The sequence below is a fragment of the Roseivirga sp. YIW32 genome, from assembly GCF_057219245.1.
On record NZ_JBXVVG010000001.1, the window covers coordinates 967,957 to 991,290 of the forward strand.

Annotated in this window: 21 protein-coding genes; 15 read left to right on the forward strand and 6 right to left on the reverse strand. The window is 45.7% G+C overall.

Annotated features, from left to right (window positions below):
• Positions 1–16: 16 nt before the first annotated feature.
• Genes AC2D6U_RS04715 through AC2D6U_RS04725 form a run of 3 tightly spaced genes read left to right on the forward strand, consistent with a single transcriptional unit; the run spans position 17 to position 2,540 of the window.
• On the forward strand, positions 17–1,240 hold the full coding sequence (locus tag AC2D6U_RS04715; protein ID WP_484719794.1) for a bifunctional folylpolyglutamate synthase/dihydrofolate synthase: 1,224 nt from the start codon (positions 17–19) through the stop codon (positions 1,238–1,240).
• The gene (gene trmB / locus AC2D6U_RS04720; protein ID WP_484719795.1) at positions 1,240–1,902 is read left to right on the forward strand and encodes a tRNA (guanosine(46)-N7)-methyltransferase TrmB; all 663 of its coding nucleotides are present in this window, start codon (positions 1,240–1,242) and stop codon (positions 1,900–1,902) included. Before AC2D6U_RS04715 ends, trmB begins: the two co-directional genes overlap by 1 nt.
• Positions 1,899–2,540 (forward strand): phosphatase PAP2 family protein, encoded by a 642-nt coding sequence (locus AC2D6U_RS04725; protein WP_484719796.1) that lies wholly within the window; start codon positions 1,899–1,901, stop codon positions 2,538–2,540. The genes trmB and AC2D6U_RS04725 overlap by 4 nt, the downstream gene beginning before the upstream one ends.
• A gap of 1 nt (position 2,541) precedes the next feature.
• Here the strand turns inward: AC2D6U_RS04725 and AC2D6U_RS04730 are convergent, their stop codons facing one another.
• Positions 2,542–4,113 carry an ArnT family glycosyltransferase gene (locus tag AC2D6U_RS04730; protein WP_484719797.1) on the reverse strand — a complete coding sequence of 524 codons (1,572 nt, stop codon included), beginning with the start codon at positions 4,111–4,113 and terminating at the stop codon, positions 2,542–2,544.
• A 125-nt stretch (positions 4,114–4,238) separates the two neighbouring features.
• Here AC2D6U_RS04730 and AC2D6U_RS04735 point away from each other — a divergent pair, with 125 nt between their 5' ends.
• Both AC2D6U_RS04735 and AC2D6U_RS04740 read left to right on the forward strand, forming a co-directional pair.
• Positions 4,239–5,183, forward strand: coding sequence for a glycosyltransferase family 2 protein (locus AC2D6U_RS04735; RefSeq protein WP_484719798.1), 945 nt, complete (start codon positions 4,239–4,241; stop codon positions 5,181–5,183).
• Positions 5,164–6,045, forward strand: coding sequence for a lysylphosphatidylglycerol synthase transmembrane domain-containing protein (locus AC2D6U_RS04740; protein ID WP_484719799.1), 882 nt, complete (start codon positions 5,164–5,166; stop codon positions 6,043–6,045). Before AC2D6U_RS04735 ends, AC2D6U_RS04740 begins: the two co-directional genes overlap by 20 nt.
• Here AC2D6U_RS04740 and AC2D6U_RS04745 read toward each other — a convergent pair.
• The 3 genes from AC2D6U_RS04745 to AC2D6U_RS04755 are packed head-to-tail and all read right to left on the reverse strand — an operon-like array spanning position 6,017 to position 7,515.
• Positions 6,017–6,415: a DoxX family protein gene (locus tag AC2D6U_RS04745; protein ID WP_484719800.1), complete on the reverse strand. Its 399-nt coding sequence runs from the start codon at positions 6,413–6,415 to the stop codon at positions 6,017–6,019. The genes AC2D6U_RS04740 and AC2D6U_RS04745 overlap by 29 nt on opposite strands.
• Positions 6,416–6,426: 11 nt before the next feature.
• Positions 6,427–6,924, reverse strand: a complete 498-nt coding sequence (locus AC2D6U_RS04750; protein ID WP_484719801.1) for a SixA phosphatase family protein — start codon at positions 6,922–6,924, stop codon at positions 6,427–6,429.
• Between the two features lie 3 nt (positions 6,925–6,927).
• Entirely contained in the window at positions 6,928–7,515 is a 588-nt protein-coding gene (locus AC2D6U_RS04755) for a beta/alpha barrel domain-containing protein (RefSeq protein WP_484719802.1), read from the reverse strand.
• 155 nt (positions 7,516–7,670) lie between these two features.
• Here AC2D6U_RS04755 and AC2D6U_RS04760 point away from each other — a divergent pair, with 155 nt between their 5' ends.
• From AC2D6U_RS04760 to rpe, 3 genes are read left to right on the forward strand one after another with little or no spacing between them, the layout of a single operon-like run.
• Complete coding sequence (locus AC2D6U_RS04760) at positions 7,671–8,420, forward strand: L-threonylcarbamoyladenylate synthase (RefSeq protein ID WP_484719803.1); 750 nt, start codon at positions 7,671–7,673, stop codon at positions 8,418–8,420.
• A complete protein-coding gene (locus AC2D6U_RS04765; RefSeq protein ID WP_484719804.1) occupies positions 8,407–10,014 on the forward strand; it encodes a S8 family peptidase in 1,608 nt (535 codons plus the stop codon). Before AC2D6U_RS04760 ends, AC2D6U_RS04765 begins: the two co-directional genes overlap by 14 nt.
• 18 nt (positions 10,015–10,032) lie before the next feature.
• Positions 10,033–10,689, forward strand: a complete 657-nt coding sequence (gene rpe, locus AC2D6U_RS04770) for a ribulose-phosphate 3-epimerase (protein WP_484719805.1) — start codon at positions 10,033–10,035, stop codon at positions 10,687–10,689.
• Positions 10,690–10,788: 99 nt separating this feature from the next.
• Here the strand turns inward: rpe and AC2D6U_RS04775 are convergent, their stop codons facing one another.
• A complete protein-coding gene (locus AC2D6U_RS04775; protein WP_484719806.1) occupies positions 10,789–11,136 on the reverse strand; it encodes an arsenate reductase family protein in 348 nt (115 codons plus the stop codon).
• A 225-nt stretch (positions 11,137–11,361) separates the two neighbouring features.
• Between AC2D6U_RS04775 and AC2D6U_RS04780 the strand changes: the two genes are divergently transcribed.
• The 6 genes from AC2D6U_RS04780 to AC2D6U_RS04805 all read left to right on the forward strand — a co-directional run bounded on the left by AC2D6U_RS04780 (position 11,362) and on the right by AC2D6U_RS04805 (position 19,966).
• Positions 11,362–11,823, forward strand: coding sequence for a hypothetical protein (locus AC2D6U_RS04780; RefSeq protein WP_484719807.1), 462 nt, complete (start codon positions 11,362–11,364; stop codon positions 11,821–11,823).
• 108 nt (positions 11,824–11,931) lie between these two features.
• The gene (locus tag AC2D6U_RS04785) at positions 11,932–13,086 is read left to right on the forward strand and encodes a hypothetical protein (protein WP_484719808.1); all 1,155 of its coding nucleotides are present in this window, start codon (positions 11,932–11,934) and stop codon (positions 13,084–13,086) included.
• Positions 13,087–13,861: 775 nt separating this feature from the next.
• A complete protein-coding gene (gyrA, locus tag AC2D6U_RS04790) occupies positions 13,862–16,387 on the forward strand; it encodes a DNA gyrase subunit A (RefSeq protein WP_484719809.1) in 2,526 nt (841 codons plus the stop codon).
• A gap of 27 nt (positions 16,388–16,414) precedes the next feature.
• Positions 16,415–17,608 (forward strand): hypothetical protein, encoded by a 1,194-nt coding sequence (locus tag AC2D6U_RS04795; protein ID WP_484719810.1) that lies wholly within the window; start codon positions 16,415–16,417, stop codon positions 17,606–17,608.
• Between the two features lie 849 nt (positions 17,609–18,457).
• Positions 18,458–19,351, forward strand: a complete 894-nt coding sequence (gene floA / locus AC2D6U_RS04800; protein ID WP_484719811.1) for a flotillin-like protein FloA — start codon at positions 18,458–18,460, stop codon at positions 19,349–19,351.
• Positions 19,352–19,423: 72 nt separating this feature from the next.
• A complete protein-coding gene (locus tag AC2D6U_RS04805; RefSeq protein ID WP_484719812.1) occupies positions 19,424–19,966 on the forward strand; it encodes a fasciclin domain-containing protein in 543 nt (180 codons plus the stop codon).
• 93 nt (positions 19,967–20,059) lie between these two features.
• Here the strand turns inward: AC2D6U_RS04805 and AC2D6U_RS04810 are convergent, their stop codons facing one another.
• Positions 20,060–22,423 (reverse strand): ABC transporter permease, encoded by a 2,364-nt coding sequence (locus AC2D6U_RS04810; RefSeq protein ID WP_484719813.1) that lies wholly within the window; start codon positions 22,421–22,423, stop codon positions 20,060–20,062.
• Between AC2D6U_RS04810 and AC2D6U_RS04815 the strand changes: the two genes are divergently transcribed.
• Positions 22,410–23,333: a sigma-54 interaction domain-containing protein gene (locus AC2D6U_RS04815; RefSeq protein ID WP_484719814.1), complete on the forward strand. Its 924-nt coding sequence runs from the start codon at positions 22,410–22,412 to the stop codon at positions 23,331–23,333. The two genes, AC2D6U_RS04810 and AC2D6U_RS04815, sit on opposite strands and share 14 nt — an antisense overlap.
• Position 23,334 lies beyond the last annotated feature (1 nt).

The following is a 23,334-nucleotide window of genomic DNA, read 5'->3' on the forward strand; positions in this document are numbered from 1 at the left end:
CTAGTATCTTCGCGCCGTGAATTATCAGCAGACCTTAGACTTTATGTTTTCTGCTTTACCGATGTATCAACGGCAAGGCAAATCAGCATTCAAGAAGGATTTAAGCAATACCATTGCGTTTTGTGACCACTTGGAATCACCTCAACACCAATTTAAAAGTATTCATGTAGGCGGCACCAATGGCAAAGGCAGCTGCTCGCACATGCTGGCTTCCATTTTGCAAGCGGCTGGTCTTAAGGTAGGCTTATATACTTCCCCTCACCTAAAAGACTTCAGAGAGCGAATCAAGATCAATGGGGAATTGATTTCGGAAAATGAAGTGATCGAGTTCATTGCAAACCATCAGGGGTTCATTGAAGAGCTGCAACCCTCTTTCTTCGAAATGACAGTGGCCATGGCCTTTGATCATTTTGCGAAACAAAAGGTTGATGTGGCAGTGATCGAAGTGGGCTTGGGAGGGAGACTCGATTCCACAAATGTCATTCACCCCGTATTGAGTTTGATCACCAACATTGGCTTCGATCATGTAGACATGCTAGGCGATACCCTTCCGTTGATCGCGGCCGAAAAGGCAGGCATCATCAAAGCAGCCACACCGGTGGTTATCGGGGAACATCATCCAGAAACAGCCCCGGTTTTCGAGCAAAAAGCGAAAGCAATAGGGGCCGAACTCATTTTTGCGGAGAACACGCAAACAAAAACCTATCCTTCAGATCTCAAGGGAACTTATCAAGCGAAGAACCAGCGGGCGGTGTTGGCGGCTATTGCTAAGCTGCAAGAAATGGGTTGGTCTATTGAAGCGCATCACATTGAAAAGGGACTTGGAGATGTCATGCGTTTCACGGGACTTAAAGGACGTTGGCAAGTACTGCATCAGGCGCCGCTCACCATTGCCGATACTGGACACAATAACGAGGCCTTTGCCTATTTGATTCCTCAGTTGAAGAGTTTGCCACACGATCAGCTTTGGATGGTCTTAGGCTTTGTCAAAGAGAAACAAGTAACCGAACTGTTACAAGGGCTTCCGGAAGAGGCACATCTGGTCTTTACGAAGCCTAATGTACTAAGAGGGATGCCGCTCGAAGAGTTAAAAGCGCAGGTAGCCAAGCTTCAGCGAACAGCTGATTATATCGAAGATGTCAATGAGGCCATTGCTTTTGCACAAAAACAGGCGAGCGATAAAGACCTGATCTTCATAGGAGGTAGTACCTTTGTGGTTGCAGAGATCAATGATTTGTAATGGGAAGGGCAAAACTCAAACGATTCACCGAAAATCAAGACAGGCCGAACGTTTTACAAGACGACAAGCCGATCTACCAATCCTTAAAAGGCAATTGGAACAAGGAGGTATTTGAAAAAGCGCAACCCATTACCGTTGAAATGGGATGTGGTAAGGGCGAATATACGGTAGGCTTAGCCAAACGATACCCAGAGCGCAACCATGTAGGCGTGGATGTGAAAGGCGATCGCTTATGGGTGGGAAGCACGCAAGCCATTGAGCAAAAGCTTGGCAATGCTGTGTTTCTACGTGCTCAAATTCAACAGATCGATCAATTCTTCGAGACCAATGAAGTCGATGAAATTTGGGTAACGTTCCCAGATCCTCGTCCAAAAGATCGAGACATCAAGCGCCGTTTAACCTCACCACGCTACCTCAAGATGTACAAAGAGATCCTCAAAACAGACGGTGTCGTCAATTTTAAAACTGATAACCAAGGGCTTTTTGAATATACCCTCAGTGTGTTGGAAGAACGAACCGACATAAGGGATCTGTCCTACACATTCGACCTGTATGACAGCGACCTGCAGATGCATACGCAAGGTATTCAAACGAATTTTGAGGAAAAATACTTGGCCTTGGGTACCTCCATCAAGTACATGAGGTTTAAATTTAAGGCATGAGCTTTCATCAGATCAGCAAACCGGTTCAATGGTTAACCGCCGGATCATTGGTGCTATTTGGCATCTATCTAGCCTTTACAGCCCATGGTGACTTTGTTCTTTGGTTGAACGGACGGCATACAGCAGTTGGAGATGTATTCTTTCGGTATTGGACCTACGTTGGTGACGGGGTTGTCTTAGGCCTTGTGGCGCTTCTTTTTCTCTTTCAAAATTATTACCGCTTCTTCACTTTCCTGATGGCCATTGCGTTTCAAACGGTCTTTGTGCACCTATTCAAGCAAGTTTTATTTGCAGGTGAACCCCGTCCTCAGCGTTACTTCGCATCCATTATTGAGCAGCTTCATTTTGTAGATGGGGTAGTGGTCAGGTCGTTCAATAGTTTTCCCTCAGGGCATACGGCATCAGCTTTTACTCTTTGCTTTTTCTTAATGCTGATAACGAAACGCACAACCGTGCAATTATCGCTTTTGCTTGCTGCTGTTTTCGTTGGGCTTTCCAGGGTCTATATTCTTCAGCACTTTGGTCGAGACATCTTATTTGGTGCCATATTTGGCATTCTCTCGGTATTATTGGCGCAAGGAATCATGAAACGATACGAAGACCGACCAAAGCTTCAGCGCGGGTTATTAAAGAACTAATCTAATCCCTTTCCCAATACATCAATAAAGAGGTAGGGTTTTCAAAGGTATCCTTGGCTTGATCAATGAAGACCACACCCTCAAGCTGTTCGAGTTCTTCTCGGTAAGTTGTGCGAGAAATAATGTATCCTTTTGGTACATCCTCTATGGCTTCTTTCAATTCCTCGAGGCTCGCATAACGGGGAATGATACGTTGCAGCTCAAAGACAAATGCCGGATTGAGCCTGGCATAAGAAACAATGGGCAATGCTGTATCCATCTGCGGAATGAGCTTTCTTGTGGGATTTTCTGCATCCACCTGGGGAAAAGCCAAGTAAAAGAATATCAAAATGGTCGCCATCCAAACGGCCATATTGACCTTAATAGCGAGTTGCAGCCCTTTCTCTTGCATCAAAATGCGAAGCAGGTAAAGGCCCAAGAGACCAGTAGGAAGGAAGTAGATCCATAATTTTTTGAGATGATCCAGGGCCGGGTCCGTTTGTAAACCGAAATAAATGCCAAACGGAAGTGCAATCAAAATGAGCGCATAGAGAATATACAAGGCATAATTGCTCCTTCGCTTGAAAAAAGCATCATCAAGGGAGGCGATGTAATGACCTATCAATAGAGCCAACAAGGGATAAGCAGGAGTGGTGTAATTGGGAAGTTTTGTACTGGCCAATGAGAAAAAAACCAAGATCACAGTTGTTCCGGTGAGCAAGTAAGCCAAGGCCGCACCGTTCTTGAACGCATGTTTAATGGCTTGAGGAATAAAAGGTAAATAGCTCAACATGCCCAATAGAAAAGCATAAGCAAAAGTGAGCAAAAAGATTCCCTGATGTCCTTCCATGGCCTCAGAATACCGTGAGAAGTTGTGTTTGAAGAAAAACTCCTCGGTCCACAATCCATCGGTCGCTTGATGAACAGCCCAATACCAAGGAATCGCCACGGCAAATGTCAGTAAAAGCCCTCCAAAAGGTTGAAGTCGCCAGATGGTTGACCACTTTAAGTCCTTCCGGACGATCAAGAAGATCAATGCGGTTAAGCCGGTCAGCCCGACAGCAACAGGTCCTTTGAGGAGAAGCCCGCAGCCAATCGCGAAATAGAACGAAAGTTTCTGCCACCATTGATTCTCTGCATAAGCTTCATAAAAGCTAAAAAAGGCCCAGGTCAGAAAGAAGATCAAATAAGGATCCGGGACTGACATGTGCATTTGCATGTTGAAGTGCAAGGAGGTGATGAGCACCAAAGCACTAAAAATGGCTGTTCGTTCACCAAACTGTTTCTTGGCAAATAAAAAGACGATGAGGACGGTCAACACCCCAAACAACGCATTCATGAACCGAGCGCCGAAGGCATTCACACCAAAAATGGCATAACCAACCGACATGAAATAATAGTGCAAAGGCGGTTTGTCAGTACGGAGTTCACCGTTATAGTATGGAGTAACATAGTCTCCTGAGCTGAACATTTCTCGTGCAGCTTCGGCATTTTTGGCTTCATCCAAGGCATACACATCCAATCCACCAATATTGGCAAAGACGGTCGCTGTCGCCAGCGCGAGTATGATCAGTAAGTTTTGATGTGTCCTCATCAGCCACAAAAGTAGGAGAAAATCACGGCCTTCGGGTGAAAGATAATTCGTTTTTTGGTGAGAGTTTCGGGCTGAGTTAGGTTATTCTTTTTCAACTCGTTTATTTTGCAACACAAAATGTGGTTATGAAGCTATCGGTAGTTGTTTCAGTATATAACGAGGAAGACAATGTCATTCCTTTATGTGAAAAGGAGTACGAGGCCCTTGAAGGTATTGATTATGAGTTGATTCTGGTCGATGATGGATCAACTGACAAAACCATTGAGAACATCAAGTCGGTGGCCAATGACCGCACAAAGCTGTTGATCTTCAATAAGAATTACGGGCAAAGTACGGCCATGCAAGCCGGTATCGATGCGGCTCAAGGAGAATTTATCGTCACCATGGACGGTGATCTACAGAATGACCCGGCCGATATCCCTCACATGATGGCCAAATTGGAAGAAAGTGGGATGGATGTGGTCGCGGGTGTACGTGCCAATCGTAAAGATGGTTTTGTCTTAAGAAAATTTCCAAGCAAGATCGCCAATTGGATCATTCGCAACACGACGGACGTACGACTAAGCGATTACGGCTGTTCCTTGCGGATCTATCGAGCTGATATCGCTAAAAACCTCGGGTTGTATGGCGAGTTGCACAGGTTTATTCCGGTACTGGCGAAACTTCAGGGGGCAAAGATGACAGAAGTAGACGTCAACCACCATGCGCGCATCCATGGAGAGTCTAAGTATGGCATTAACAGAACCTTTAAGGTGATGGCCGATCTGCTTTTGATGATCTTTTTCCAGAAGTATTTTAGAAGACCAATGCACCTCTTTGGCGGGGTAGGCATCATCACGCTGGGCTTAGGCTTTCTCATCGACCTTTACCTGGTGATCTACAAGTTCGTGACCGGTGCTGACATTTGGGGAAGACCGCTGCTCTTGCTGGGCTCGATCATGATCTTGGCGGGATTGCAGTTCATTACCGTTGGCATCATAGCGGAATTGATGATGAGGACCTATTTCGAATCTCAGAATAAAACCGTTTACCGACTAAAAGAGACATTTGTTGGAGAAGCAAAAGGCTAAACGATGGGCCAAAGTGCTTGTTCAGCTGTTTATCGCAGTGCTGGCCATCTACCTGGTGAGCCAAAAGATTGACATTGAAGCGTTCAAAGAACAGCTCCTTCAAGCCAATTGGTTGTGGTTGTGCCTGGCATGGCTCGCATTCAATGCCTCAAAGATCCTTTCTGCTTTTCGACTCAATTACTTCTTCAGGGCCCTTTCACTGAACTTATCAGAGCTATTTAATCTAAAACTTTATTATCTGGGGATGCTATACAATCAATTCCTGCCCGGAGGCATCGGAGGAGATGGTTATAAGGTCTATTTATTGAACAAACGCTACCAATTGCCTGTCAAAGGCCTGATCGGAGCGACCTTACTTGATAGGATCTCAGGTGTCGTGGCACTGGGGTTTTTAGCCTTGGGGCTAGGTTTTCTGGGTACGGGCCGAGAGGTGATGGGTGATTTGGCCTTTTTGCTTTGGCTAGGCCTTATTCTAGCCTATCCTTTATTCTATTTCTTTGTTAAATACCTGTTTCCAACCTATAAGCAGGTGTTGGGCATCACGAATGTCCAAGCCTTGGGTGTTCAAGGACTACAGGTACTCTGTGCCTTTTTCATCCTAAAGGCCATAGGAGTAGAGCTTGGATACATCGATTATTTGACCTTGTTCTTGGTAACTTCTGTTGCTGCCTCTTTACCCATCTCATTGCCGGGCGGCATTGGTATTCGAGAGGCGATCTTTGCGTTTGGCTATGCCTATTTTAACATTGAGCAAACCTCTGCAGTCGCCTTGGCCTCCTTGTTCTTCTTAATTTCCTTGGTCAGCGCGCTGATCGGCTTGGCCTTTTTAGGGATCAAACATCCGCCAGCGGAGTCTTCCTGACTTGCCATGCCCAATAGATCAGCAAGGGGTGTACGATCAGCAACCGAATCCAAGCCACCCAAGCGGGGACGCATGAGCCGGCGTCAACACAACCACCGATCTGAATAAAGTAAATGTGAGAGGGGATGAAGGCAATTAACAGGGCAATAATGCCATAAACGGCCCATTTTCTGGTTTGTGAAGGAATCACCAATACGCCCAAGCTTACCTCGGCCAATCCAGCAAGCACATTGACTAAAACCAATTGGTCAAAGGCAGGCGGAATCAGGGGTAGGTAAAATTCGGGATTGATGAAATGATTGATCCCAGCCAAAACGTAGAAGGCGATCAATAGCCATCTGGAATAGTTAGACCCTAAGAAATTCTTCATTCAACGAATGATCAGTAGGACAGGAGCGTCAATTTCGCATTTCCCAATGAAGAGAGCGTCACAATAAAGATTTTATCGTACTCATCTTCCTTCAACCAGCCAAAACGTTCTTCGCCGAGTAAGGCATTCACCAGAATGGGAGTGGTATTCGAATGTCCGGAGATCAGCACCGTTCCCCCGCGATGAGCTTCCAGCAATTCTGCCATCAATTGGTTGTTTCGAAAATCATAATCCATTACCTCAAGTTCTTTTTCTTCGGCTATTGGGGCAACGGTATTCCTAGTCCTTTTGTAAGGTGTTGAATAGATGGCAGAGATTTCCATCGGGCCTAACAAGGCCGATAGTTTTTCAGCACGTTCCTGACCTATTTCCGATAAACTGGGGTTTCTGTCGTCGTCCTGGGCTTTTTCCGCGTGACGCACCAAGATGAAGGTGGTCAGGTCTTGGGCCAAGGAAGAAAGGGAAAAACTAATGAAAAGGCAGCAGGCAATCAGGGTTCTTTGAATCATAGCTTAAATGTATTCGTCGGTATCTAGTGCTTCTAGTATATCTGCAAGCTCGTCAAAATTTTTGAAACCCGGTCTGATTTCGTTTCCACCTTGCATAGCAATTCCTTTTACCTTGTATTTCTTGGTCAGCTCTTTGACATTTTCTGAGGTAAAGCCTGCTCCAATCACCAGTCGTTCGGAATGCTGCAATTGGCCAGTAAGCTCCTCTTCCTTGTTTTGCCAAAGCACATAATCTACCTCGGGATATTGCTGGAGGACACTTTGGGCCGTGACCAAATCATCTGAACAAAAAATGGTTTTGAGCCCTGTTGCTAAGGCCTCGGTCAGCTGAGAAGGATGCATCACCTGAATGGCGTCCAAAGGATAATCAGCGATGGCTGCTGTCAAATTCGTTGACTCGGTCAGAATTTCCCCAACCAGCTCAACACCCGATAGCCATCCGGTCAATTCGTTAAAATCGGTTGGCGAAACGTAGTTTTCTTGTCCTTCGTCAATAACAAAACCCAGTTGGTTGACTTCCATGCCAGCACAATAGCGGGCATCACTGAGGTTATTGACTGAATTGATCTTTACGAAAGTTGCTAGGGCCATATCAATAGTATCTTGGGCAAAAGTAAAGAATGCAGGCAAATTTCATGACCAACTGGAAAGGAATTCGCCGATTAGGGTGAAACCGTTGTCAACTGTAGTTGTTATTGAAGTTAAGCTGAAGGATTTTCGATTATTGCTTAGCTTTGTTTCGACGTATGACAAAACGGATTCTGAACATATTTTGGGTGCTGCTTGTGCTGTGCTGTCTGGCCTGCAGTGAGTTTACTGATTTTGATCCCATTCTACCCTTAGATCCTGATACAGGAAAGTCTTATTTCTTTTTGGAAGAAGGCAAGTTTAGGGAATACAATGTGTTTGAGATCCGCTACTTGGCGGTTGACCGATCAGATACCTTGAGGTACCAATTGCGCGAGGTGGTAGGTGAATCCTTTGATGCGGCCAATGCGGAAAGCGCTCGACTCTTGTATCGTTACAAACGGCCCGATAGCAATGCATCCTGGGCTTTAGATTCTGTCTGGTCGGCTAGAATAACCGAGCAGCGAGCGGTGGTGAATGAGAACAACGTCGCTCTTATTAAAATGATCTTTCCGACAGACACAACCCGCACCTTGGATCGCAACCTGTTCAATGATAAGGCCCAACGGATCATAAAAGCCAAGTCGTTCAATGAACCCTTCACTGTTGGGTTCAATACCTTTTTGAACGCAGCAGAGATAGAGATCAATAACCGAGCGATCGATTGCCTTATTTTATTTGTTCCAGACCAACGCACCGAAGTGTATGCAGATAGCATCGGGTTGGTATTCAAAGAATTCAATGTGTACAGCCTTTGCGCCAGTGCGCTCGAAACCGGATGCGACGCTGCAGGGGTGGATGTGATCAAATCAGGTCGGTACATCCGCATGGAATTGACAGCCCACGGAAATGTAAATGATGAGGATTAACCTCTTACTGTTTCTTTTAGTGACGTATGCCGCCCCTTTAGTTGGGCAAGATCGCTACATGGTCTTTTTTAATGACAAAGCAGATTCGCCTTATCGCATAGATGCCCCTCATGAATTTTTATCGGCGAAAGCCCTGGAGCGTAGAACAAAGGAAGGGCTTGTGATCGACGAATCTGACTTACCGGTTTCACCTAACTACGTCCAAGCCATTCGAGATCTGGGAGTAGAGACCTTTTTTACCACCAAATGGATGAATGGCGTGATCGTACAAATGGATGCTCAGCAACGGACGCAAGTTGAAGCCCAGAGTTTTGTGCGCTCAGTGGAATATGTTGGTCCAGGGCTGTGGTTATCACATGATCAGGAGCTACCAAGAAGGCAGACGGCTATTGTAACGACTACTGATGTCAATCGCCCAACGGACATCCAGCATGCCATGATAGGGCTTCATTCTATGCATCAACAAGGATTTACCGGAGAAGGAGTACTGGTGGCAGTTTTTGACGATGGCTTCGCTAACTATACACAGGTTCCTGCTTTCGGAGACCTGATTAATGAAGGGCGTATTCTGTATGCCCATGATTTCACCACCAATAGCACACAGGTGGAGAGAGCCGGTACGCATGGTACGCGTGTATTGAGTGTATTGGCGGCTGATGATGGGAATTTCCGGGGAGCATTTCCTGATGCTTCATATGTCTTATCGATCACTGAGGCACCCGGCGAATACAGAGTAGAGGAGTACAACTGGTTATTTGCCGCTGAAAAGGCAGACAGTGCGGGTGTAGACATTATCAACAGCTCTTTGGCGTATGGCGCCTTTGACGATCCATCGATGTCTTATACGCCATCAGATATGGATGGAGAGACGGCCATTGTATCGCGAGCGGCCCAATGGGCTGCCAACAAAGGAATCTTGGTGGTCAACTCTGCCGGTAATGCTGGAGCTTCTGCCTGGCAAACGATTCTGGCACCAGCAGACGTTCCGGATGTCATGGCTGTAGGAGCTGTGGACAGAACAGGAGAGAAGTCCTTCTTTAGTTCGATCGGACCGAATGCAAAGGGTGCACTGAAGCCGGAAGTTGCGGCGTTAGGTTCTTCCACCGCAGTTGTTGATTGGAACGGCCAGTATCAGTTTCAGAATGGCACATCGTTCTCGGCGCCGCTGGTGGCAGGATTAGCCGGAGGACTGCTCAATGCAGTACCTACTGTAAAGAAAAATGAGCTCTTCGAAGCGATCATTCGTTCGGCAGATCAGTACGAAAACCCTACAAATCAGCTAGGGCATGGCATTCCTCATTTTCAACGAGCCTATGAACTATTGACCCTGCAGGAAAGCATGGCCGAATCGGAGGTCAGGCTTTATCCAAACCCATCAAGCGATGGATTGGTCCAACTGCTCATTGGGGATGGATTGAAAGAAACCTTGCGTCAATTGCGGATCATTAATCAAAGCGGGCAGGAGGTCATGAAGCAGGAATTGCTCAATACGAACCTAATTATCCTTGATGTTGGGGGACTTCAACCCGGGGTTTACTTGGTTCGCATTGAAAGTAAAAACGGAATTCGCACGAAGAAGCTACTCATTCAATAGTTATTTCTATTTTTAAGGATGGACTCACCAATTGTTGCCCCTTCGATCTTAGCCGCTGATTTTGCAAACATTCAGCGTGATGTTGAAATGCTCAACGAAAGTGATGCAGATTGGATACACATCGACATCATGGACGGCGTTTTTGTGCCCAATATTTCTTTTGGTTTTCCGGTATGCGAGGCCATTAACGAATATGCCAAAAAACCCTTGGATGTGCATTTGATGATCCAATCGCCTGACCGCTACTTGAAAGCATTTCGAGATGCTGGTGCAGCCAGTATTTCGGTGCATTATGAAGCCTGTCCTCATTTGCATCGAAGCATCGAAGCCATCAAGGCCATGGATTGCAAGGCAGGTGTCGCGATCAACCCGCATACCAACGTGCAATTGCTTGAAGATGTGATTGCTGATGTGGACCTGGTGTGCATGATGAGTGTGAATCCAGGTTTTGGCGGACAAAAGTTCATTGAGAATACTTACAGGAAGGTCCAACAGCTAAAAGAGATCATCGCTGAGAATGATTCGAAAGCCTTGATCGAAATAGATGGAGGCGTCAATGCCCAGAATGCACCCAAGCTGATGGCTGCAGGAGCAGATGTGCTCGTAGCGGGCAGCTTTGTATTCAAGTCGATCGATCCGCTAGCGACGATCAAGGAGCTGAAAAGTATTGGTTAGTAAAGAGCCAAGAGTTTCGAGCTATGAGCTATGAGCTTCGAGTTGCGAGTGGGGGGGTAACCAATACTTTACTTCTAATTATGACCTTTCTAATGAGATTTACCCGATAAATTCCTGAAGGGCAGCGACGTTCTTTTTTGAATTACCGATAAAAATTTGATCACCGATGATGAAAACTGGTCGTTTTAGGAAGGTGTATTCCTTCAAGAGGTAGTCTTTGAGGTCAGTTTCCGTCAATTCCTTTTCGTTTAATCCTAATGCACGGTATTTACGGGCCACCTTGCTGAAGAGCGCTTCGTAGGATCCGGCCAAGGCGTGCATCTGTTCTAACTGATCTGCCGTAATGGCCTCTGTTTTGATGTCTTGTTGTTGGAAGCCGCTGAGGTCTAAGCTGCTCATGATTCGTTTGCAGGTGTCACAGGTGGAGAGGTAGTAAACTTTTTTCATGGTATTCGTTTGTTTCAAAATTAAGTCCAATGCCATTCATAGAAAAGTCGTTATAAAATTTTAAACATAGGGGTGAATACGCGATTTCTGACTGTGAATAAACAACTTTGGCCTATTTTGGCTTGTATGTTAACATGGAATCCTTTTTTTTGTATCGCTATTAACAACTAAACTACTAACTGTATCAATTCTAGCGAGCGAAAGCTCAAAAACTAAAAGCAAATTATGATGAAAAAACTATCTCATGTGGTGATGGCATTCTTGTTGTTCGGATTCGTTTCTGTTAACGCCGTGAATGCTCAGGATTTAACGGATGAAGATTACAAAGATTATGCGATCATTTTAATGGCACAGAAAGCGATCACGGACAAAATCAGTCCAATGGTCAATGAATTGATCGAGAAGCAAGAGGGCATCGACGGTAATCGCTATGTTGAGTTAGACGGAGCTGCAAAAGGCGATGTAAGCAAATTGCCTGCTGATGCTACTGATTTTGAAAAGCAATTCTATGCGATCATTCAAAAGCAAGTGGACAAAAAGAAAAAAGCAGCGCAAACTGTAGTGAGCCAATTGGCTACGCATACGCTTGGCGCTAAAAAGTACAACGCCGTAAAAAAAGCTTACCAAAGTGGCGGCGATGCCAAGTCTAAGATCGACGGCTACATGTCATCTTTGACTGCTGAATAAGACTCTTAATCAACCTTAACATACTAAATAGAAAAGACTGCCAAGCAGTCTTTTTTTTGTGCCTTCCGTAATAAAGCTTTTCTTTTACCATTATAAGAAAAAGACCTTTTGAAGATCATCAAATTCACCTCTTGCTTATTCTTTCTTCTCCTGCTGTACGCGAGTCCGGCAGAGGCACAGATTTTTAAAAAGAAGAAAAAGAAAACGAGCGTATCGGGCTTTACCCTGCAAGAGGCACCGAGTGAAGCGGATCGGCAAAAGGCCATGGAAAAGCAGCTGGTCAATCCGGTGCGCCAATTCTTGAATGGCTTTAATTTCCACATTGAAAAAAGCTTTGGCTATTTCAGCTATCGTTCCCCCTTAACGGGTGTGAGTGTGATACGCGACTTGGACACGGAGGCTTTGTTCATTGTGCCCTTAGGAGAGGAGTCCGCCGTTAATACACCCGTGAACGCCTACTCCAATTGGTTCACCAACTTAAGCAGTGTTGTAGTCAATGCCCTCAACCCCAATAGCCAAATCGTACGGACCGATACGGTGGATTTTGCTTATGCGAACAATGGCTGGGCCACGCCATGGAACTTCAGGCTAGATTATAGTTTCAAAAAGGTCGATAAAGCCCACAAACAGCGCACAGGAGAGAAGCGCTACCTTGATCAAGACCTTTTCCGTATTGGGGTCGGTGCCAGTTTTGGTTCCTTCAAATTTCGAGAAAACGAGCATAGCCAGGAGGTCGATCCCTTACTAGGAAATTATCCTGTATCTAATAAGAAGATCAGCAGCACCAAGCTTTTTGGGAGCGTCAGCTACAATGCCTATTCTGTAGGCTATCTTGACATTTTTGCAGATGTCTATGGTGGCGTTTGGTCTTCAAAGACCACTGACATCAACGACAGTTTTGTTACCTACGATCCCTTCTTCAACGTGGGCATTATGTTTCAGACCACCTGGAGCAAGTATTTCAAAGGGTACATTCGTCCGTCTTTCGAGATGCGCAGTTATTCCATTGCCAATGAGATGATCAACGTGTCGCATCGCTTCACCACCTTTAGTATAGATCTGGGACTGATTCTCAAGTATCCGACCTATCCTCGAAGTAAGTACAAAGCTGATATGGTGCAAATGGAGCATGTCTTCAATGGCAAGATCTACCGAGGTCGACCGTTCTACCGCAAACAAAACCCTCGCACAGGGCAGCGCCGAAATAGTGGCAGGGGAGATGCTTTTGATTTTCCGGTGAAAAAGAACAAAGGAGGGGAGTGAGGAGAGTTCAATATTGAGTGTTGAGTGTTTAATGTTGAGTGTTTAGTGATGAGTGTTTAATGTTAAATGAATGGTGTTGAGCGTCTTGAGTCTTGGGTATTGCGTAATGGGTCTTGAGTCTTGGGTATTGTGACGGGAAGTCATAAGCTGCAAGGGACAAGCTTCAAGCTTCAAGCTTCAATCTTCCCGTATCCTTCACCAACCACCACGCATCACTCATCATGCATCCTTCACCACGCCCTAAGGATCGTCACTCAGAGGATCCCGAGCATTCGGGTCCGAAGAGTCTCCTTATTGGTATTGCGTAATGGGTCTTGAGTCTTGAGTATTGTGACGGGAAGTGATGAGCTACAAGCTTCTAGCTTCAAGCTTCCCGCATCCTTCACCAACCACCACGCATCACTCATCATGCATGCTTCACCACGCCCTAAGGATCGTCACTCAGAGAATCCCGAGCATTCGGGTCCGAAAAGTCTCCTTATTGGTATTGCGTAATGGGTCTTGAGTCTTGGGTATTGTGACGGGAAGTCATAAGCTGCAAGGGACAAGCTTCAAGCTTCAAGCTTCAATCTTCCCGTATCCTTCACCAACCACCACGTATCCTGCGTCACTCATCATGCATCCTTCACCACGCATCCCGCACCCCAAACCATACCTCACTGTGTCTGCCTCAAGCGTCCAAAATTCTCCTCTCGAAACACATTAAAAAAGGAGGTCAGAAAGTATAATTTTAGTATCTTGCTCGCTTTAGATAATTCACTTTTTATAAGTATAAATGGCAGAAGGAGACAAGGAAATCATCATCCCGATCAACATAGAAGATGAGATGAGGGGTGCCTACATCGACTACTCAATGTCGGTGATCATTTCAAGAGCTTTACCAGATGTAAGAGACGGCTTAAAACCAGTGCATAGGCGTGTATTGTACGGCATGCTCGACCTCGGGGTCAACTGGAACAAACCCTATAAAAAATCAGCAAGAATTGTAGGAGAGGTCTTGGGTAAATACCACCCACACGGCGACTCTTCTGTTTACGATACCATGGTGCGAATGGCACAAGAGTGGTCGTTGCGTTATCCCTTGGTTGACGGCCAAGGAAACTTCGGTTCGATCGACGGTGATTCGCCCGCAGCGATGCGTTATACCGAGGCCCGATTGAGACGAATTGCTGAAGAAATGTTGAATGACATCAACAAGGATACGGTCGATTTTCAGCTCAACTTTGATGACTCGCTAAAAGAGCCTACGGTATTGCCTGCGAAGCTACCCAACCTCTTATTAAATGGTTCTTCGGGTATCGCAGTGGGTATGGCGACCAACATGGCGCCACACAACCTAAATGAGGTCGTTGACGGCATCATCGCCTATATCGACAATAAGGACATTACCATAGCGGAACTGATGGAGTTCGTTAAGGCCCCTGACTTCCCGACCGGTGGTATCATATACGGCTACAATGGCGTGAAATCCGCTTTTGAAACGGGCAGGGGACGCGTGGTTATGCGTGCAAAAGCCGAGATCGAAAGCACCAGCACCGGTAGAGAGCGCATCATTGTGACTGAGATCCCTTATCAGGTCAATAAAGCCAGCATGATCGAAAAGACGGCGGCCTTGGTGAATGAAAAGAAGATCGAAGGTATCTCTGACATCCGAGATGAGTCGGATCGAACAGGTCTCCGTATCGTCTATGAATTAAAGAAAGACGTGATCGGCAATGTGGTGTTGAACAATCTGTTCAAGTACACACAACTGCAGAGTTCTTTTGGAGTGAACAATGTGGCCTTGGTAAAAGGCAGACCCTACACTTTAAATCTAAAGGAATTGATCGGTCATTTTGTGGACCACCGACACGACGTGGTGGTACGCAGAACACAATATGAGCTCAGTGAAGCCGAAAAACGTGCGCATATTCTAGAGGGCTACCTGATCGCCCTGGACAATATCGATGAGATCATTGAGATTATTCGTGCGTCTCGCGATCCGGAAGTAGCTAAGGCTGGCTTGATCGAAAAATTCGAATTGTCCGACATCCAGGCCAAAGCCATTCTTGAAATGCGATTACAGCGTTTGACAGGACTTGAGCGTGAGAAGATCCAGAAAGAATACGATGAATTGATGGAGCTCATCACACATTTGAAAGAAGTGCTGGAGAAAGTGGAGCTAAGGATGGAGATCATCAAAGGCGAATTAACGGACATCAGAGATCGTTACGGGGACGACAGACGCTCTGAGATCGTTTATGCGGCGGATGACCTCACCAGTGAAGACATGATCCCGAATGATGAAATGCTATTGACCATTTCGCATCAGGGTTATATCAAGCGTACCAATTTGTCGGAGTACCGCACGCAAGGTAGAGGCGGAGTGGGCTCAAAAGGAGCGGGGTCGAAGGAAGACGACTTTACCGAATACCTATTTGTGGCTAAAAACCATGACTACCTGCTCGTATTCACTGAATTCGGCAAAGTATTCTGGAAGAAGATCTGGCAGATCCCTGAAGGAGGGAAGACAGCCAAGGGTCGTCCTGTCCAGAATTTGATCAACATTGAACCAGAGGATAAGATCCGTGCGGTGATCAATGTGGCCGATCTGAAAGACGAAGACTACATCAACAATAACTTCTTGGTGATGTGTACCGAAAAGGGGACTATCAAGAAAACCTCTTTGGAGGCCTATTCGCGTCCAAGAACCAATGGCATCAATGCCATTACGATCAACGAAGGCGATCGTTTACTCGAAGTGAAGCTAACAAATGGTGACAATCATATCATCATAGGCAAGCGATCGGGTAAGGTCGTTCACTTCCACGAGAGTGATGTGCGTTCCATGGGAAGAACTGCTGCCGGCGTGCGCGGTGTGAGCCTGGAAAGCGATGACGATAAAGTGATTGGCATGGTTTGTGTCAACAGAGAAGATGCGAACCTGTTGGTTGTTTCAGAAAATGGCTATGGGAAACGTTCAGCAATTGAAGATTACCGCATCACAAAACGTGGCGGTAAAGGTGTTAAGACCATAAATATTACTGAAAAAACCGGTAACTTAGTCGCGATCAAAGAGGTGATCGATACCGATGATTTGATGATCATCAATAAATCGGGCATCACCATTCGCTTAAGTGTTGAATCGCTCAGGGTAATGGGCAGGGCGACACAAGGCGTAAAGTTGATCCGATTGAATGAAAATGACGTGATCTCCTCAGTAGAGAAAATAGAAATGATCGAAGTAGAAGGAGAACCTGTTGAAAATCAAACAGATGAAGCAGAACAAGGAAGTGATGCTTCAACTGAAATTGAAGATTAATTTGAACCTAAATTAGAGACTATAAAGATGAAAAGAGTATTTTTCACAGCAATGCTGTCAGTCGTTATGCTGAGTGCTTTCGCTCAAAAGAAAGTGCTTAAAAACGCAAACAAGGAGTTTAAGAAAGAGAACTATGCCGAAGCGGTAAAATTGGCCAAAGAAGCGGCCAATCATCCGGAAACCAAGGATAATCCTGAGGTATACATTCTTTTGGGTATGGTAGAAATGAACAAGTTGGATGCTTCTGGCAAAACCGACCTGGCCGCTGCCCAAGCTGCTTATGAGTATTTTGCCATGGCCATGGAGAAAGGCGATGACAACCTGAGAGAGGACATGATGGCAACACCTGTGATCTCTCAATTGCCTGGGCAAGACGAACCTACACAAGTTGGAGGATCAGAGACCATGGCATTGTTGGAGCGCTGGATGCTGTTGGGTGGTAACGACGCCCTAGACCAAGGGGATAGTGAAACCGCGTTCAAAATGTTTGAGATCGCTACCATGATCAATCCATCGGATATGATGTACTTCTTTACCGGCTATGCGGCTGATGGTGCAGACTTGAAGGATGAAATGGAAAATTACTATACGAAAGTGATTTTCTCTGAGGCAGATACGGTGTACGAGAACGCCAACTTTGCTTATAACGGTGTGATCTCATACAAGCTTCAGAAAGAAGAGTTTGATGAAGCCCTGGAGATCATTCGTAGAGCACAAACTGTTTTTCCTGATGAGACCCTGTATAAAAAATGGGAAGTGGATGTCTTGATCGCCAACGACATGATCGCGGAAGCGGTTGCAGGTTTAGAGAAAGCGATCGCAGCTGGTGGAGCGGATGTGCAGACCTACACGCAATTGGCCTTTTTACATTGGCAAGATGAGAAATTGGAGAAAGCTATTGAGGTAGGCATGAAAGCTGTTGCTGCAGACGCATCTTACTTCGACGCAAACTATGTGTTGGGTGGGGCCATGTACGACAAAGCGGCGGCGACACTCCGTAAAGCAGGTGACCCAAGCGTTGATGACGCGACCTACAACAAATTGAAGGCTGATGCCAAGGCTCAATTCGAAGCAGCTAAACCATACTGGGAAAAGTGCTACGAATTAAAGCCGGAAGATACCGCATTGTATGCGCCATTGTCTACTATCTATGAGCAACTGGATATGCCAGAGAAGCGTGATGAGATGTTAGCAAAAATGGATGCCGCAGGAGGTAATTAAGAATTAGCGAATAAAGGGAAGTAGATCTTCCCTTTATTTATAGTAATTGTATTTAACATAATATAGATTATATAACATTCATAGTGAATTACCGCAATACGAAGCTTGCTGAGTATTTCACATAAAACCGTTATCTACACTTTAGTGAGATAACTGTAGGTTTTATGTTAAGGGAATTCACGCTTAGCTAATCCCGACACTCTGTTATATATTCTATATTATATTAACCAGCAAAGCTGGACCGTAACTATTCGTGTCATGGAACTCAGTTCTCCTGATCCCTGCTCAACGAGTTCATTTCGTGCACATGTTATATAATTAGTTTTATTTTAAATAGCCGCTTCGGCCAGCGATATTGGCTACGAGAGCTTTTTGCTTTTGATAGCAAAAACTCTCGCGCACCAATCTGCATCCGCACGGCCGCCCTGTTCCAAAGCTGCTATTTTATTCTACCCGCCCGCTGTGCCGTGCCGGCAGTTCCCTGCGCAAAGCATAAGATTTAAAGGCTGTCTATTTTCTCTTGTACTGTACGATTGTACGGATTGCTCTCAAATATGCGATTCTCAGGCGTTACGTTTATCAGCCTTTAAAACACATGCTTGCCTGCGCTTTGTTGGTGCTATTCTGGATTGTTGGTTCTCTCTGGTGAGTCATGGCTAGTCTGTGGCTCTTTAATGAACGTCATTGCGATCCCGAGTAGTCGGGAGAAGCAATCTCCAGATAGATTTGTATTAATGATGCTCGCCATTGAACGCTGAGATAAATAAACGATGTCTATTATCATTAAATTAACTCAATAGCCGATAAATAGCATTACCTTACCTAGGATCAAACCAAGACCCGAATGCTATGCTAGAGCAACAAGTACTGATTATTTCGGGCGCTGTCCTTGCCGGACTGATCCTCTTCTTTTACATCTTTCCCATCAGTTTATGGATCACAGCCACCTTTTCCGGTGTTAAGATCAACCTGATCGATCTGGTCTTTATGCGCCTGCGTAAGGTTCCTCCTCCTCTTATTGTCAATACCTTGATCCTAGCCACCAAGGCGGGTATCGTAGGCATCAACACACAATTGTTAGAAACCCATTACCTGGCCGGCGGCAACCTGAACAAGGCCATTAAGGCGCTTATCGTTGCCGATAAGGCTAATTTGGCCATGACCTTCCAACAAGCAACTGCCATTGACTTGGCTGGCCGTGATGTGCTTGAAGCCGTGCAGATCTCTGTCAATCCTTACATGATCATTGTTCCCGCCATTACAGGTGTATCAGTAGATGGTATCCAATTGATCGCCGAGGCACGCGTTACGGTGCGAACCAACATCCAGCAATTAGTAGGCGGTGCAGGAGAAGAAACCATCAAAGCCCGTGTTGGACAAGGCATTATCTCCAGGATCGGTGAAGCGAAAAGCTATTTATCGGTCTTAGAAAAACCGGAAGAGATCTCCAAACGAGTATTAGCCGGGGGCTTGGATGCAGGCACGGCCTATGAGATCCTGTCTATCGACATTGCAGACATCAATATCGGGAAAAATATTGGTGCGAAACTGCAAATAGACCAGGCCGCAGCCGACCTAAAGATCGCCAATGCCAAGGCTGAGGAGCGTCGTGCCATGGCAGTTGCCGATGAGCAAGAAATGCTGGCCCATGTGCAAGAAGCACGGGCTAAGGTGATCAAAGCCAAAGCACAAATTCCAGGCGCCATGTCCTTCGCCTATCGAAAAGGTCAGTTGTATGCTTAAAAGACTCATCAGAAGTTATTCTGAACAAGTTCAGCTACACGTTGTTATAAACCCAAACTATAACAACGAATTATGAAAAAATTGAATTATTTGTTCGCCCTAACACTTGCTGTGTTCATCTTAAGCGCATGTGGCGGAACGACTACTGAGAATAGCGAAACTACCGAAACGGCCACTGAGGCACCATCAATGGAAGAAATGACACCTGACATTGTTGGACTTGCTGTGGAAACAGACGCTCTATCGACACTAGTAGCTGCTGTAAAGGCTGCAGGACTGGTAGAGACCTTGCAAGGTGACGGACCTTTTACTGTGTTTGCTCCAACCAATGCAGCTTTTGCTGCCCTTCCAGAAGGAACGCTCGAGAGCTTATTGCTTCCAGAAAACAAAGACCAATTAGTTGCCATTTTGACCTACCACGTAGTGGCTGGTAAAGTAATGTCGACTGATCTTTCTGATGGCATGAAAGCGACTACAGTGAATGGTGCAGAGGTGACCATCACTACTGCTGGTGGTGCGAAAGTAAACGGTGCAAACGTGGTGAGTGCGGATGTGGAAGCGTCAAATGGCGTAGTACACGTGATCGACGCGGTCATCTTACCTCCATCGAAATAACCAATAAATGGACTTAACGAAAAAAGCTCCGAACTCTCGGAGCTTTTTTTATGCCTAAACTTTCTTGCCATGTCTCATTCAACCAAGGCCTTATTAATCCATTTGTAGCGTATCGGCCGGGTTCTTTCTGGCGGCGTTGTAGGACATAAAACTCACGGTTATTGCAGTCAGCAAAAAGGTAATGACCAGTCCTAAGGCAAACAAGTCCCAACTCAAAGAGATACGGTAGGTATAGTTCGCCAGCCAGCCATTCATGGCTAAATAGGCCAAGGGTGCACTGATGATGAAGGCGACAAAGGTGAGGACAAAGAACCGGTTGGAGAATGTGAATAAGATCTGACCAAAAGAGGCGCCGAGTACCTTTCTGATGCCGATCTCTTTCGCCTTTTTTGCTGCCATGAATGAAACGAGGCCATAAAGACCGAGGCAGCCGATGCAAATGGCGATCAAGGCAAAAATTCGGATACTCTTTAACATGATGTCTTCGATCAGGTAGCCCTCTTGCATGTACTCATCTACCGTTTGGTATTGAAAAGCTCTTGTAGGAAAAACATCAGCCCAGGTAGTTGCTAACTCTTCCATGGTAGCGGACAGGTTATTAGCCGGTACTTTTACGTCGACACCCAACACCTGAATATTCGATGGAAACATGATCAACGGTTCAATCTTGTTGTCGAGCCTCGCGCTATGAAAGTCTTTGGTCACTCCCACTATTGGCGCTTGAACACCGTAACAACGGATCTGCTTGCCAATGGCGTCTTGGACATTTTCGACTTCCAATTGCTTGACAAAGGCCTCGTTCACAATGAATGCGTCAATAGTGTCGTTGTACTCCGTCGCTCTAAAATCTCGTCCTGCAACTAGTTCGATCTTGTAATTGCTGAGGTAGCGATGGTAGATGAATTTGTTCTTTGTATCCATGCTTCCCTTGTCCTCGTGCCCCACTTCAATGAAGGAAGTAGAAAATCGGCCATTGTCCATTGGAGGTCCCGACGAAAAAGAAAAAGAGCTGACTTCCGGCATTTCACTGAGTACCATCGTTAGTCGAGCCACTTGATCCGGTTCTGCACTGAAGGTATTGATGGTGACCATATGCTCTTTGTCGAAGCCCATTTCTTTATTGATGAAATAATCCATTTGGAAAGAGATCACAATGGTGCCAATGATCATCAACTGCGTGATCGTGAATTGTGTCAGCACCAAAGCTTGTCTCAAATTGAGCCCTTTTTTATTGGTATTGAGTGCTGAAAATCCTGTTCTCAACGACTCAGAGGGTCGATAAGAAGAGAGCTTTAAGGCCGGATACAGACCTGCAAGAAGACTTACCACCAGGATCAGGCCTATACCGAAAAGCCAAACGGAGGAGTCGATTTGCATGTTCATGTTGACCATGGAGAGCAGATCGTTCCAACCATTTAAGGCCAGTTCTGCTACCCAAACTGCCAGAACAAAGGAAATGGTGGTCAGTAGAATGGTTTCGGTCAAAAATTGCATGATCAACTGCCAACGTGTACTGCCCAATACCTTCCTCACTCCTACCTCTTTCGCCCTTGTCGCCACCTGAACCGTTTGTAAGTTGATGAAGTTGATGAAGGAAGAAAGCGCTATGAATAAGCCCATGACCAGAAAACCAATGGTCAACGCGGGATCACTGGTGTAATTCCCGGCAAAGCCCCATATCGGTTCTTGATGGATGTCTAATAAATTGATGAGACTGAAGGATACAATTTCATGTTGGTCCTCTTCTCTGTATTTTTTAACCAAATCGGGAAATCGTGCTGCTAAACGCTCATGATCTTGCCCTTCTTTTAAGACTAAAAAAGTCAAGCCCGACTCGATATTTCCCCAGTTTCTCGGGTAATCGTATTCGTTATGCTCATAGTAAATATGACTGGAGGCCAAAAGTTGAAAAGGTAAATTGCTGTTGCTGGGTGGATTTTCTACAATACCGGTAATGTAAACCGTAAAGCGGTCATATAATTTGATCTCTTTGCCGAGTAAGCCCGCTTCTTTGCCAACATATTCCGGGTAATACTTCTCTACCATCTTTTTGGAAAGCACAATGGCATTCAAGTCATCGAGTGCTGTCCGTTCATTCCCGGCAATGAAGTCATAGTCAAAATGCTTTAAAAAGACGCTGTCAGCGAAGAATAATTTCCGTTCTTCTTCAAAATTCTTTTGGGCTTCCGTACCCGGGTGAATCGCTAAAAAGGAGTTGCGCGGCCCGATGACTTGTATAACGCCTTCTAGTTCAGGGTATTCGTTGGCCAGCATGGGAGGTGTCCCACCCGTCTGAATTTTGCGATTGGGATAGTCCATCGTGGTGTTGACGCGATAGATCCGATCGGCTTTTGGCTGGTCAATATCGAAGGAGGTTTCGTATCTGTTTTGGACGTAAAGAAAGATCAAGCTACTTAGCCCGAGCGTTAAGGCCAATACATTAATGGCTGAGGTCAACGCTAAAACATCGGTTTTGATCAATCAAGCCAAGGCATTCGAACATTTAGTCATTGGCAGTTCGGGTACCATGCAGGCCGTCATGCAAATGGTGAATAAAGTAGCAGAAACAGATGCAGCAGTGCTCATTACAGGCGAGCATGGTACCGGTAAAGAAATGCTGGCGAAGTACATCCATAGCCAGTCGAAGCGTGGCATGGAGCCTTTTATTCATGCCAATCTCCATTCCATTACAGGTAGTTTGTTCGAATCGACCTTGTTTGGACATGTCAAAGGAGCATTTACGGATGCACAAGAAGACCGAACAGGATTGATCGAAGCAGCTAACCTAGGGACTCTTCTACTCGATGAACTGGCGAGTTTACCTCTTGCTCTTCAAGCCAAATTATTGACCGTACTCCAAAACCGAGTAGTCAATCGCATTGGCGATAACCGCAATAAAGCGGTTGATTTTCGCCTGATCAGCACAAGCCATCTGTCCTTGGAGGAATTAACCGATGCCAAGCAATTGCGGCAAGACCTGTTGTATCGGATCAATACAGTCCATATTCACTTGCCCGTCTTGCGCGACCGAAAGGACGACATCGTTCCTTTAGCACAACACTTTTTATCCGTGTTCAACCAAAAGTATGGACATGACTTAGGCTTCAGCAAAACTGATTTGAAACTTCTTGAGCAACAGCCCTGGCCCGGTAATGTCCGTGAATTGAAAAATAGCATTGAACGCATGGTGGTCATGCAGGAGGTGGATTTTTCACCTTTGTCAGTAAAGGGTCAGAAGACCGATCGCCTAATTGAGGTGGAAAAACAAAAGATCGCGGAGGTAATGGCTCGTCATTCAGGAAACATCACGCATGCTGCTGCTGAATTGGGAATTGGGAGAAATACACTGTACAGAAAACTTAAATAAT

Bases quoted from the DNA above. Each gene is read 5' to 3' on its own strand.
- trmB (WP_484719795.1), top strand. From the start codon at position 1,240: ATGGGAAGGGCAAAACTCAAACGATTCACCGAAAATCAAGACAGGCCG.
- AC2D6U_RS04725 (WP_484719796.1), top strand. From the start codon at position 1,899: ATGAGCTTTCATCAGATCAGCAAACCGGTTCAATGGTTAACCGCCGGA.
- AC2D6U_RS04730 (WP_484719797.1), bottom strand. From the start codon at position 4,113: ATGAGGACACATCAAAACTTACTGATCATACTCGCGCTGGCGACAGCG.
- AC2D6U_RS04735 (WP_484719798.1), top strand. From the start codon at position 4,239: ATGAAGCTATCGGTAGTTGTTTCAGTATATAACGAGGAAGACAATGTC.
- AC2D6U_RS04745 (WP_484719800.1), bottom strand. From the start codon at position 6,415: ATGAAGAATTTCTTAGGGTCTAACTATTCCAGATGGCTATTGATCGCC.
- AC2D6U_RS04750 (WP_484719801.1), bottom strand. From the start codon at position 6,924: ATGATTCAAAGAACCCTGATTGCCTGCTGCCTTTTCATTAGTTTTTCC.
- AC2D6U_RS04755 (WP_484719802.1), bottom strand. From the start codon at position 7,515: ATGGCCCTAGCAACTTTCGTAAAGATCAATTCAGTCAATAACCTCAGT.
- AC2D6U_RS04760 (WP_484719803.1), top strand. From the start codon at position 7,671: ATGACAAAACGGATTCTGAACATATTTTGGGTGCTGCTTGTGCTGTGC.
- AC2D6U_RS04765 (WP_484719804.1), top strand. From the start codon at position 8,407: ATGATGAGGATTAACCTCTTACTGTTTCTTTTAGTGACGTATGCCGCC.
- rpe (WP_484719805.1), top strand. From the start codon at position 10,033: ATGGACTCACCAATTGTTGCCCCTTCGATCTTAGCCGCTGATTTTGCA.
- AC2D6U_RS04775 (WP_484719806.1), bottom strand. From the start codon at position 11,136: ATGAAAAAAGTTTACTACCTCTCCACCTGTGACACCTGCAAACGAATC.
- AC2D6U_RS04780 (WP_484719807.1), top strand. From the start codon at position 11,362: ATGATGAAAAAACTATCTCATGTGGTGATGGCATTCTTGTTGTTCGGA.
- gyrA (WP_484719809.1), top strand. From the start codon at position 13,862: ATGGCAGAAGGAGACAAGGAAATCATCATCCCGATCAACATAGAAGAT.
- AC2D6U_RS04795 (WP_484719810.1), top strand. From the start codon at position 16,415: ATGAAAAGAGTATTTTTCACAGCAATGCTGTCAGTCGTTATGCTGAGT.
- floA (WP_484719811.1), top strand. From the start codon at position 18,458: ATGCTAGAGCAACAAGTACTGATTATTTCGGGCGCTGTCCTTGCCGGA.
- AC2D6U_RS04805 (WP_484719812.1), top strand. From the start codon at position 19,424: ATGAAAAAATTGAATTATTTGTTCGCCCTAACACTTGCTGTGTTCATC.
- AC2D6U_RS04815 (WP_484719814.1), top strand. From the start codon at position 22,410: ATGGCTGAGGTCAACGCTAAAACATCGGTTTTGATCAATCAAGCCAAG.